Annotated in this window: 12 protein-coding genes and 1 rRNA gene; 5 read left to right on the top strand and 8 right to left on the bottom strand. The window is 55.1% G+C overall.

Going from position 1 to position 11,550, the window contains the following annotated elements; genetic code table 11:
* Positions 1 to 2: 2 nt before the first annotated feature.
* The 7 genes from L2W48_RS12155 to L2W48_RS12185 all read right to left on the bottom strand — a co-directional run bounded on the left by L2W48_RS12155 (position 3) and on the right by L2W48_RS12185 (position 5,421).
* On the bottom strand, positions 3 to 1,259 hold the full coding sequence (locus L2W48_RS12155) for an efflux RND transporter periplasmic adaptor subunit (RefSeq protein WP_236100159.1): 1,257 nt from the start codon (positions 1,257 to 1,259) through the stop codon (positions 3 to 5).
* Between the two features lie 35 nt (positions 1,260 to 1,294).
* Positions 1,295 to 1,924: a TetR/AcrR family transcriptional regulator gene (locus L2W48_RS12160; RefSeq protein WP_236100158.1), complete on the bottom strand. Its 630-nt coding sequence runs from the start codon at positions 1,922 to 1,924 to the stop codon at positions 1,295 to 1,297.
* A 332-nt stretch (positions 1,925 to 2,256) separates the two neighbouring features.
* Entirely contained in the window at positions 2,257 to 2,604 is a 348-nt protein-coding gene (locus tag L2W48_RS12165; protein ID WP_236100157.1) for a cupin domain-containing protein, read from the bottom strand.
* A gap of 21 nt (positions 2,605 to 2,625) precedes the next feature.
* Positions 2,626 to 2,955 carry a cupin domain-containing protein gene (locus tag L2W48_RS12170; protein ID WP_236100156.1) on the bottom strand — a complete coding sequence of 110 codons (330 nt, stop codon included), beginning with the start codon at positions 2,953 to 2,955 and terminating at the stop codon, positions 2,626 to 2,628.
* Between the two features lie 70 nt (positions 2,956 to 3,025).
* The gene (locus L2W48_RS12175) at positions 3,026 to 3,664 is read right to left on the bottom strand and encodes an ABC transporter ATP-binding protein (protein WP_236116554.1); all 639 of its coding nucleotides are present in this window, start codon (positions 3,662 to 3,664) and stop codon (positions 3,026 to 3,028) included.
* A 31-nt stretch (positions 3,665 to 3,695) separates the two neighbouring features.
* Positions 3,696 to 4,475: an ABC transporter permease gene (locus tag L2W48_RS12180; RefSeq protein ID WP_236100154.1), complete on the bottom strand. Its 780-nt coding sequence runs from the start codon at positions 4,473 to 4,475 to the stop codon at positions 3,696 to 3,698.
* A complete protein-coding gene (locus tag L2W48_RS12185) occupies positions 4,450 to 5,421 on the bottom strand; it encodes an ABC transporter substrate-binding protein (RefSeq protein ID WP_236100153.1) in 972 nt (323 codons plus the stop codon). The genes L2W48_RS12180 and L2W48_RS12185 overlap by 26 nt, the downstream gene beginning before the upstream one ends.
* 224 nt (positions 5,422 to 5,645) lie before the next feature.
* Here L2W48_RS12185 and L2W48_RS12190 point away from each other — a divergent pair, with 224 nt between their 5' ends.
* Genes L2W48_RS12190 through L2W48_RS12210 form a run of 5 tightly spaced genes read left to right on the top strand, consistent with a single transcriptional unit; the run spans position 5,646 to position 11,366 of the window.
* Positions 5,646 to 6,290: a CerR family C-terminal domain-containing protein gene (locus tag L2W48_RS12190; RefSeq protein WP_236100152.1), complete on the top strand. Its 645-nt coding sequence runs from the start codon at positions 5,646 to 5,648 to the stop codon at positions 6,288 to 6,290.
* Positions 6,283 to 7,467 carry an HlyD family secretion protein gene (locus L2W48_RS12195; RefSeq protein ID WP_236100151.1) on the top strand — a complete coding sequence of 395 codons (1,185 nt, stop codon included), beginning with the start codon at positions 6,283 to 6,285 and terminating at the stop codon, positions 7,465 to 7,467. The genes L2W48_RS12190 and L2W48_RS12195 overlap by 8 nt, the downstream gene beginning before the upstream one ends.
* Positions 7,464 to 9,158, top strand: a complete 1,695-nt coding sequence (locus tag L2W48_RS12200; RefSeq protein WP_236100150.1) for an ATP-binding cassette domain-containing protein — start codon at positions 7,464 to 7,466, stop codon at positions 9,156 to 9,158. The genes L2W48_RS12195 and L2W48_RS12200 overlap by 4 nt, the downstream gene beginning before the upstream one ends.
* Positions 9,155 to 10,261, top strand: coding sequence for an ABC transporter permease (locus L2W48_RS12205; RefSeq protein ID WP_236100149.1), 1,107 nt, complete (start codon positions 9,155 to 9,157; stop codon positions 10,259 to 10,261). The genes L2W48_RS12200 and L2W48_RS12205 overlap by 4 nt, the downstream gene beginning before the upstream one ends.
* A gap of 1 nt (position 10,262) precedes the next feature.
* The gene (locus tag L2W48_RS12210; RefSeq protein WP_236100148.1) at positions 10,263 to 11,366 is read left to right on the top strand and encodes an ABC transporter permease; all 1,104 of its coding nucleotides are present in this window, start codon (positions 10,263 to 10,265) and stop codon (positions 11,364 to 11,366) included.
* A gap of 76 nt (positions 11,367 to 11,442) precedes the next feature.
* On the opposite strand, the gene rrf is transcribed toward L2W48_RS12210, so the two are convergent.
* Positions 11,443 to 11,550: ribosomal RNA gene (gene rrf, locus L2W48_RS12215) — 5S ribosomal RNA — on the bottom strand; the annotation flags it as partial.

Below are 11,550 nucleotides of genomic sequence, written 5' to 3' on the forward strand. Positions count from 1 at the left end.
GTTTAACCGTCGATCTCCCCGTCACCCGATACGATCGGCTTGAGATCGTAATCGGACGCCTGGGCCAACTCCGCAGGAGACTTCTCCCCATCGGTCTCCTCCTGAATGGGAGAGACGACCATACCGGGCCTGACCGACTGAAGCCCCAGGAACACGATCCTCTCGCCGCCCTCCAGGCCGGAGAGAACCTCGCAGTTTTTACCTATGGAATCCCCTACGACTACTCCCCTCTTGTCCACCTTATTGGCATCGTCGACGACGTAGACGAAATCTCCCTGGCCGTCGGCCATGACGGATTCCTGAGGTATGACCGGAACCACGTTGGACCTGGAAGGCCTGGCTTCGATCCTGACCATAGAGCCGGGAACGAGGGCTCCCCCATCGTTCTCGAACCTAAGGCTGACCGTTATGGTGCCGGTCCCCTTATCCATGACGTTGTCCTCGAAGTCCCTCTCGCCTTTTTTGGGGTAGACCTCTCCGTTGACCAGCTTTATGGTCGCGTCGAACACCGACTGATCCCGGCTTTTGAAGGAATCCAGCTGATCCAGATATTCCCTGTCCGGCAGGGCGAAGGAAACCCTTATGGGATCCATCTGCACTATCTTGGTCAGGGTCGTAGTCCCAGCCGGGGTGACGTAGTTGCCCTTGGTGTAGAACGCCTCTCCCACTTTTCCCGTTATGGGGGCCTTTATCTTGGTGTAGCTCAGGTCTATCTGGGCCAGAGACAGAGACGCCTTGGCCTGCTGTACCTGGGCCTTCGCCTGGAGAAGATCGCTCTGGGCCATGTCTATGTCCGACGCCGAAACGCTCCTGGAGTCGGCGGCCTTGAGTCTCTTAAGATATTTGGAAGCCCTGTCGTAGTTGGCCTCCGCCTTGGCCAGCTCGGCCTTCCTGAGAGACACAGTAGTCCTGAACTGTCTGTCGTCTATGGAGAAAAGAAGGTCGCCCTCCTTCACCATGGAACCTTCCTGGAAGTGAACCTCCGCTATCTCTCCGCTTATCTGGGGCCTTATGGACACCGACTGTATGGGCTCCACCCTGCCGATATACTCCCTGGGGACTGCCAAATCGGCCTTTCGAACCACGTGGAGCACCACCACGGGAGCCTGGGGCTTCGCCTGTTCGACCGCCTGAGCTTCGGCCCGGGCCTCGTCCTGCGCCTTTCCGACGAAGTACTCCCTTCCGAAGAAAGCCGCCGCTCCCAGTATCAGGATCAGCAAAATCGCCTTGGCCGAACCCCTTCTGCCTACGTTACCCATGTATAAAAGCACCTACCCTTCGAACTCGAAAAAAATCAATCCACCAACAGACCCCTTATGACCAGGTCTCTGACGGTGTACACGTAAACCTCTCCGGGAAAGCTCACCATTCCCGCTGCAAACTGCTTGGCGACCCCCATGGTCATCGCGTTTATGGCAGCCTCGGCCATGGCGGGCTCGATAGGTCGAAACACTCCGGACCTCACCCCCATGGCTATGACCTCGGCAATGACCTTTCTGACCTCTCTCATAGGGTGATCCTCGTGACAGGCATGATCGGGGTCTATCTTCCTACGCAGATCCTTGTCCTCGTAATAGGCCTGGACCGTGGCGGAGATCAGCTTTCTCTTCTCGTAGAGGTCCATGAAGGTCTTGCCCACTATTTTCCTCAACAAATCGACCGGATCGGACTTGCTCAGGTCGACGGATCGGACGAACTCCCTTATCTCCTCGGTGTTCCTCTCCATCACGGAAAAGAGGATATCCCTCTTATCCTTGAAGTAGTTATAGACCGTACCCTTGGAGACTCCGGCCTCCTTGGCTATTCGGTCCATGGTGGTACCTTTCCAACCCTCTTCCTGAAGGAGCTTCTCCACCGCCGAGATGAGAGAATCTCTGGTCATCCTCTCCAACACGGCCTTCTTCCTGGCGGAAAGCCTCGCCATGGCCTACACCTCCCCATCACATCCATGACCGACGGTTTTTATTTTGACCTACGGTCATCATAGGTAAAAGAGTCTAATCGATCGGCTGCTCTTTGTCAACGACGGTCTTACCGAAAAACAGCGCTACTTACTGAACGATAAGTAAGTTAGCTTATATAAACAAAAAAGTCAATGGAACAACATTACGAAATCGCTCCACCTAGGCTAGTTCAAGTCTTTGTTTCGGTCTGTCCCCATGTAGAAAGTGGATAAAACGGTGGGGATCACCTCAAAAGAACGGGCCAGGGAAAAATATCCCTGGCCCGTTCGACGATATTTGCAAGAGCTTATATCTACGCTTTTACCATTACCAAAAGCATTTTATAAGGGGTGAGTGCCTTTAGGGCGTGGGGCACATTGGCGGGCATAACCACAGCATCCCCCGCTTTGGCGGTGGTACAGTCCTCACCTATGGTTATCTTGACACTTCCTTCTAGTACGTAAGCCATGGCATCTCCCGGGGCACGATGGGTACTTAACCCTTCGTTGGTATCGAAGGAAAACATCGTCACCACAACGCCTGGCTTGTTAGCCAAAGTAAGGCTAGAGACCTTCCCTGGATTTATTGCAACGAGATCGGTCAGAGTAAAAGGCACACAGTGCTCCACATTTTTAATGATTTTTTCCGCAGTTTCCACCATCTTTATCGCTCCTTCTAAAAATCAAATCATGGTAATCTGTAGTACCTTGAAAGCCTCTGCGCCACCTACGGCATGAGGAACGTCCTTAGGCACCATAAAGACCTCTCCAGCCTTTAACCTGCTCTTTCGCTCTCCCTGAGCGATCAAGGTCTCTCCTTCCACCACTAGATACATGGTGTCTCCGGGGTAACGCTCTTCGCTCACCATTTCCCTGTCCGCAAAGGTAAAAAGCGAGACGTGCACGTGATCGCTTTCGGAAAGGGCCATGCTCACAACCTGGTTCTTCTCTCCTTCGATAAGAGACGCCAGTCCCTCCGCTTCCTGTGTCGGAAGATTTTTTAGAATCCCCACTCGCAAATCCCTCCTATAAAAGTTAAAACTCGTCATCTAGCGAGATCGTACTAATCCCCTCACGGACGGATCACACCGTGATAAGGGATATTATCCGGGCACGCATCTCCGAAAGCTCCTCGGTATCCACATGGCGCCCTTCTCTTCCAGAAAGGGAGATCTCTTCGATCACCCTGGCAGGACGACGTGAAAAAACCAGTATCCGACTTGCGACCGTCAAGGCTTCATCGATTTCGTGAGTTATGAATAGCACTCCCTGTCTTCTGGTCTCCCACACCCTCAAAAGAGTGGAAAGCATCTCCTGTCGCAAACAATAATCTAAACCTTGAAAGGGTTCATCCATAAGCAGCAGCCGACTGGGATAATAGAAAGCCCTGGCTATGCCGCATCGTTTCAGCATGCCGCCAGAGAGCTGACTCGGATAGAACCCCTCAAACCCCTTTAGCCCTACAGCCTCTATAAGACCAAGAATCTCCTCCCTATTCTCGACGTTCCTCACAAGTCGAACATTGTCGTATACAGTTTCCCAAGGAAGGAGCCGGTTATCCTGAAAGACATAGGCTATACACTCTCTGTCCGCTTCCACGATCCCTCGATCGGGAGACATCAGACCGGAGATAGCGTTAAGCAAAGTTGACTTTCCACAGCCGGAAGGCCCTATGACAGCTACTATTTCGTCCTCTTTGACTTCGAATGAAACGTCCTGCAAAACAGGAAGGGAACGGAAGCTTTTCGTTACATTACGAACTCGTAACACGTCCATCGTCCTTCCAGGAAAATAGAAACCGGGCGACATACCCCGAGAGATAGAACAGCGCCACGGTGATTATGGACCAGGCTATTATGGTCTCGGGTTCCACGTTCAACCTCGCATCTTTTATCATTCCACCGATACCGTCGCTGGTCGTCAGGACCTCGCCCATGACGACTATTTTCCATGCAAGCCCCAAAGCTACTTTAAAGCTGGAATTGAAGTAGGACATCACCGACGGGAAAACGACGTGAAACATCTTCTTTCTCTCCGAGAAACGATACAGATACGCCATCTCGAGAAGCCCGGGATCCACGTTCCTGATACCCTCGGAGACACTGATAGAGATGACCGGAATGGTCGCCGTGACAACTATGAACACGGCAGGCTTGCCGTTAAACCCGAACCACACCAACGCCAGGACCACCCATGCCACAGGCGGGACGGTCTGAAGGATCCCCACCATGGGAGAAAGGATATTCCGAAACCGCTCGGAATATCCCATGATAACTCCAAGGATCACCCCGCCCAGAACCCCCACGAAAAGCCCGGCGAGCAGACGAAAGAGGGTAATCAGGATCATCGAGTAGAGAGCAGGGGTCGAGCATATCTCGTAGAGAGATTGGCAAACGCTCTTTATGGCCGGAACCACGAGAGGAGAGAAGAAAAAGGTCAGAGATTGCCATAGTCCTAAGACCAGAAGCAACGAAAGAGCTCTATCCGCAACCGCCATGGTTCGTTTTTTAGTCTTCGACGTAATACATGCCATCGTCGGGAACTCTGCCTCCAATCGTCCTGGGATCAAAGTCCAGCAAAAAGCCGAAGAAGAGATCCAGATCGGCTTTGGCCTCCATGGCATCCTCGAAATGAAGCCCCATGCTGGGTATCGCCCTGGTTAACAGTTCTCCATCCAGGGCTAGATACTTCTCGGCCAGTTTACCCGCCTCCTCAGGGTGTTCCAAGGTCCAGATAAGACCCTCTTCGTAGCCTTTCTGAAAATCTTCTACGAGATCGGGGTTTTTTTTCGCGAAATCTCCCATAACTCCCATCCCCGCATTGGGAATTCTGGAATCGTTCTTGTTAATACGTCGCCACTCCTCCTCGAAGCTCGCGCCTACCCGGGCTTTCGGATTGGACATAAGAACCTTGGTGGCCATGGGCTCGATCAGAGTTGCGTATTCCGCCCTGCCCGAGGCGATCATAGCAGCTACCTCGGGCATGGAAGCGTAAACGATATTTACGTCCTTTTCGGGATCGAGCCCCGCCTCTTCCAAAAAACACCGGGTAAAGACATCGGGAGGAGAGCTCTTGAGGTTCACGTAGACATCCTTACCTCTGAGATCACTCCAGCTTCTAAACTCTCGGTCCGTGGTTATAAAATAGGTGACGCCCCATGTGTTCACGTTCAGAAGCCTTACATCCAACCCCTTGTTGTAAAGCTTGGACATAACGGTCAGAGGGAAAGCCAGAAAGTGATGCTTTTTATCCTGCACCATGGCTATTAAGGTCTCGGCCTCACTCCAAAAATCTAACTTGATCCTTACTTCGTCGCCTAGAGTATTGTTTTCCATCATGTAGAGCAACGGCAATGCAGGAGGGGCCTTAGGAGTCCCTACGGTTATTAAAAAAGTCCCTTTCTCCTCGGAGTATCCAGAAGCGACCATTAGAAAAACCATGGTAACCGCGCACATGACACCTATAATTCTCTTCAGCATCTTAATCTACCCTTTCTTGACCGTCTTAAACCTCGTCAAGCGACGAAAGTCATTGCATGTCTAACGAACTAAATTAGACAAACCTTACTATGTAAGATCTAGCCTGTCAAGAAAAACAACGAGGCTAAGGCAGGGTCTTACCTCTAGTACCAGTTGACGAACAGCCGTCAGGGTCATAGAATAAAACAAACGATTTAAACGTATGTTTGAAAAGGAGATCCGACATGACAGGGATAAAGACGACCAAACAGAAGATCCTCGACACCGCAGGGATAGTTTTCGGAGAGAATAGCTACAACGAGGCCACGATAAGGGAGATATGTTCACTGGCCGAGGTGAACCTTGCGTCGGTAAACTACCACTTCGGGAGCAAGGAGATGCTGTACCGGGCCCTTCTGGAGGACATACTCACCACCATCATAGAGAGGCATCCGGCTGTGCCGCCGGGAGACCACTCCGCCGAGGAAAGGTTGGCCTTTTTCTTGAGGGCCTACGTCAATCGGCTCGTCGGAGAGGCTCGAATCCCCGGCAACGAGGGCAGAATAGCCCTGCTTTCACGGGAACTGCTCCATCCCTCGCCGATAATGACGGAGCTCATGGTCGAACACGTCTACCCCCAAAGGGACATACTAATGTCCACCGTGGCGGAGCTTTTGGGAGACGATGCCACGAGACGGCAGGTGCTGCTTTGCGTCATGAGCTCGGTGAGTCAGTGCTTCTACATGATATTTTTCAGCGACACGATAAAGGCCATCGGCCTGGCCGGAGAGGCCAGGGATATAGACATGGACACCCTCGCCCGCCACGCCGCTACATTCGCCCTGGCGGGGATAAAGGCGATCCGTGAGGGAGGGAAGATCGATGGATAAAAAGAGAGCTTTCATAGGAATCGCCGCGGTAGCAGCGGCCCTGACGATGGCGGCAGCTGCGTCCTGGACCCTGGGAAAAAGCGGAAACGGGACCATCTCCCTTTCCGGAACGGTGGAGGCCACTACGTCGACCCTCAGCTTTCGTGTAGGAGGATATGTAAAGACCGTCTGCGTCGACGAGGGAGACCGGGTAAAAAAAGGGGCTGTCCTGGCAAAGCTGGACACCGAAGATCTGAAGCTGGCGCTGGAGACTGCCATAGGAGAACAGATCATGGCGGCGGCGAACTTGGAGGAGATGGAGAAAGGCAGCCGCCCGGAGGAGATAGCCGCTGCCAGCGCCGACGTACAGAAGGCCAAGGCGGCCTTGGCCGAGATGGAGGGAGGCTCCAGGGTCCAGCAGATAGCCGAGGCCCAGGCCAGGCTGAACCAGGCCGTCGCCGCAAGACGATCCGCCGAGGCCACTTTGGAGATGGCTAAGGCAGATGACGAGAGGTTCAAAAGCCTCTATAAATCGGGATCCATAGGCCAGAGAGAGTACGAATCCTACAGGACGGCATATCGCAACGCTCAGGAAAAACTACACGAAGCGAGGGCATCTGTGTCGGCTGCCTCCCAACAGCTAAGCCTTTTAAAGGAGGGAAGTCGCAGAGAGGACGTCCAACAGGCCTACGCCGCCCTTCAGGGAGCCCAGGCCCGCTACGACCTGGTAAGGTCCGGTCCGAGAGAGGAGGTAAAGGCCCAGGCCAGAGCCAGACTGAGGGCAGCCAAGGCCAGAACCGACATGGCCGCTTTAAAATTGGGATACGCCGAGCTGAGGGCTCCCTTCGACGGGACCGTGCTGGTGAAGGCCTCGGAAGAGGGGGAGAACGTCTCTCCCGGAACGCCGGCCTTCTCCCTCGCCAGGCTGGACCGACCATGGATAAGGTGCTTCGTAATGGAGACCGACCTGTCCCACATAGCCCTCGGTCAGAGCGCCTTGGTGGAGGTGGACGGACTGGACCGCGGGATCGAGGGCAAGGTGACATACATATCCTCCCAGGCGGAGTTCACACCCAAAACGGTGGAAACCAGAAAAGAACGGGTCAACCTGATGTACCGCATAAAGGTCCGGGGCGATAACGACGACGGAGTTCTAAAGATAGGCATGCCCGTCACGGTGAGGATAACTCCGAGATGACCGCTCTCGTCGATGTCCATGACCTGGAGAGATCTTTCGGGAACCTCAGGGCGGTGGACCGTCTGTCCTTCTCTGTAGACCCAGGGGAGATCTTCGGCATAGTCGGCCCGGATGGAGCCGGAAAGACCACGGTGCTTCGGATACTGGCCACCGTGCTGGACGGAACAGGAGGCTCCGCTAGGATCGATGACCTGGACGTGGCGAAGGAACCGGACCGAGTCAAGGATAGAATAGCCTACATGAGCCAGAGGTTCGGTCTCTATCCGGACCTGACGGTGGAGGAAAACGTCGACCTCTACGCCGACCTCTACGGTCTGCCCAAAAAAGGTAGATCCGAAAGGGTGGACGAGCTCCTTCGCTTCAGCTACATGGACCCCTTCAAGAAGAGGCGGGCGGGTGCCCTGTCGGGAGGGATGAAGCAGAAGCTTCAGCTGGTTTGCGCCCTGATCCACACCCCGAAGGTACTCCTCCTGGACGAACCTACCAACGGGGTGGATCCGGTAAGTCGACGGGATTTCTGGCGGATGCTATTCGGCCTGTCGGACCGAGGGGTCGCCACGGTGGTAACCACGGCCTACATGGACGAGGCGGAGCGATGCCACAGGATCGCCCTAATGGACAAAGGGAGATTTCTCGGACAGGGACCCCTGGAGCAGGTAAGGTCCCTCATGTCGGGCAGGCTGTACTCCTTCACCACCAGGGCACCGAGGAAAGCGGCAGAGGCCCTTGGGACCAGGGATGGCTGGCACCCCACCCCCTTCGGAGACTCGATCCACCTGGAGTGTCCCGACGACGTCGTTTCCTCGGAGATAGAGGCCATCCTGCGAACGGCCTCTATACCCCACGGTACGGTTGAGGAGGCGATTCCGTCGCTGGAGGACGTCTTCGTGTCGGTGGTCTCCGAGGCTCGAGGGGAGAGGGCGACGGCACCTCCGGGAGAGATACGCCCCTTCGAAGACGGGATGGCGGTAACGGCCAAGAACCTCACCAAGACCTTTGGCGACTTCACCGCCGTAAACGACCTGTCCTTCGAGGTATCCCAGGGGGAGATTTTCGGTTTTCTCGGCCCCAACGGAGCTGGCAAGAGCACCACAATAAGGATGCTCTGCGGCCTGCTTTCCCCCAGTTCGGGACGGGCGGTGGTAGCCGAAGTGGACGTCGGGAAGGATCCCGAATCGGTCAAGCGGAGGATCGGCTACATGAGCCAGAAATTCTCCCTCTACGAGGATCTGACCGTAGAGGAAAACCTGAACTTCTACGGCGGAATCTACGGCCTGGACGACTCCAGACTGAAGGGTAGAAAGGAATGGGCCCTCGACATGGCCGACCTCTCCCGCAGGAGAGGCGACATGGCAGGATCCCTCACCGGGGGATGGAGACAGAAGCTGGCTCTGGCCTGCGCCGTGCTTCACGAACCTCCGATAGTGTTTCTCGACGAGCCCACCAGCGGGGTGGACCCGGTAAGCCGACGAACCTTCTGGGAGCTTATAAACGACATGAGCGATAGAGGGATAACGGTGTTCGTCACAACCCACTACATGGAGGAGGCTGAATACTGCAACCGTCTGGCCATGATCTTTCGGGGAGACATGATAGCTCTGGGTACCCCGGGAGAGCTGAAAAAACGGACAGACACGTCCTCCATGGAGGATGCCTTCGTAGAGCTGGTGGAGGGAGGCGAGAAAAGTTGAATCTCCAGAGGCTGTCCGCACTGATAAAAAAGGAGTTCATACACCTAGTCCGGGACCCCAGAAGCCTCGCTCTGGCCGTGGCCATGCCGGTGATACTGATACTCCTGTTCGGCTACGCCCTGAAGATGGACCTTAAGGACGTCCCCACGGTGGTATGGGACGACGATGGCAGCCCCCAAAGCAGAGAGCTAATCTCACTCTTCGACGGATCGCCCTACTTCGACGTAGTCCTTAACGGAAAGACCCTGAAGGACCTGGAAAAGGCCATAGATCGGGGAGATGCCCTGGTGGGACTGGCCATACCGGCGGATTTCTCCGAGGCGATTCTGTCCGGACGGGCCCCCCGATTCCAGGCGGTGGTGGACGGATCTGACGCCACGACAGCCAGAATGGCGTCGGGCTACTTGTCTGCCCTGGCGATGGCTTTCTCCCCTAAAGTCGCCCCATCCTTCAGGACCCCGATCTCCTTGGTCAGTCGAAGCTGGTTCAACGAGGCCATGGAGAGTACCTGGACACTGGTCCCGGGGGTGATAGCCATAGTGATGGTGGTCATAGCTGCCCTTCTGGCCAGCACCACTATAGCGAAGGAGTGGGAGACAGGCACCATGGAACAGCTCATAAGCACCCCGATCAGGAAGGGAGAGCTACTTACCGCCAAGATAGCCCCCTATTTGGTAATAGGACTGGGAGACATAGCCCTGTCGGTCGCGGCGGGACGTTGGCTGTTCGGGGTACCTCTAAGGGGCAACCCGGCCCTGCTCTTCGCCGCCGGTACGGTTTTCCTTCTGGGGTCGCTCCTATTCGGACTGCAGCAGAGCGCCAGACTGAGGTCCCAGCTTCTGGCAAGCCAGGTGGCCGTCATGGCAAGCTACGTGCCGACACTGCTCATGAGCGGTTACGTATTCTCCATAGCTGATATGCCCATGCCGCTTAGGTGGTTGACCTACGTAATCCCGGGAAGGTATTTCATATCCATACTTCGGGGAATATACCTGAAAGGAGTGGGCCTTTCCGTGTTGTGGCTGGACCTGGCCTTTCTGGCCCTGTACGGCGCTCTGATGGCCGTTTTGACGGCTAAGGCCATGAGGATGAAGGTGGATTGACATGTGGAAGAGACTCGAAAGGATGCTCGTCAAGGAAGGGCTCCAGATAGTACGGGATAAAAGGATGAGGCTTCTTGTGTTCGCCATGCCGGTGATGATGATGCTGGTAATGTCATTCGCCATGACAACCGACCTCCGTCAGGCCAAGCTCGTGGTGTTGGACCTGGACAGGACGCCGTCCTCACGGAAGGCTATCAGAAGCTTCGTGGCGGGACGTCATTTCTCTCTGGGATGGTACGTCTCTTCTCCAAAGGAACTGAAGAACCTCATGGACCGGGGAGACACCAGGGCGGCGCTCTGGATACCCCGAGGATTCGAGGCGGATATCCTATCCAGGCGGGGAGCCTCCATCCAAATACTGCTGGACGGAACCTACTCCCTCGACTCCGGAACCATATTGAGCGCAGCCTCGGCGGTGGTAAGAAGGCTGAACGAGGAGCTGCTTCCACCGGGATCGATGGGCGAAGCGGTGGACCTCAGGCTGAGGAACTGGTTCAACCCAAACCTGGACAGCGAAAGATACTACGTTCCGGGGCTTATAGCCATGATGTTGACCCTACAGAGTCTACTGGTCGCTGGGGTTTCGATCGTCAGAGAAAAGGAGATCGGAACGATAGAGCAGATAATGGTAACCCCTATAAGGGGGATCGAGTTCATTCTGGGAAAGACCCTTCCCTACATGGCCATGGCCTATCTGATAATGACAGCCATGCTCGCCATAGCCTCAGTAGTGTTCGACGTGCCCTTTAAGGGAAGTCTGCCGCTGCTCTACGCTCTCACCGCGATTTTCCTAGCGGGGAACCTGGGCTGCGCCCTTCTGATAAGCGTAAGCGCCACCACCCAGCAACAGGCCCTCCTGACTGCGTTCTTCTTTCTAATGCCGGCCATACTGCTAAGCGGATTCGTCTTCCCTGTCCGGAATATGCCCCTTCCGGTCCAATGGCTCACCGCTTTGAACCCTCTCAGGTGGTATCTGGAGATTATGCAGGCCATCCTCTCCAAGGGAGTGGGACTATCGGACCTGATACCTCAGATATCGGCCCAGACTGCTCTAGCTCTGGTCTCATTGACCGCCGCCGCCAAGAGATTCCACAAAACCCTATAGAACAAACCGGACATAACGCACCCAGCCCCGACCATCGAAAGATGATCGGGGCTGAGTATAAAAAAAGAGAAAAGATTCTTGGCAACGACCTACTCTCCCACGAAGCGAATCGCAGTACCATCGGCGCTGGAGGGCTTAACTGCCGGGTTCGGCATGGGACCGGGTGTACCCCCTCCGCAAAAGC

This window comes from Dethiosulfovibrio russensis (assembly GCF_021568855.1).
Taxonomy (GTDB): domain Bacteria; phylum Synergistota; class Synergistia; order Synergistales; family Dethiosulfovibrionaceae; genus Dethiosulfovibrio; species Dethiosulfovibrio russensis.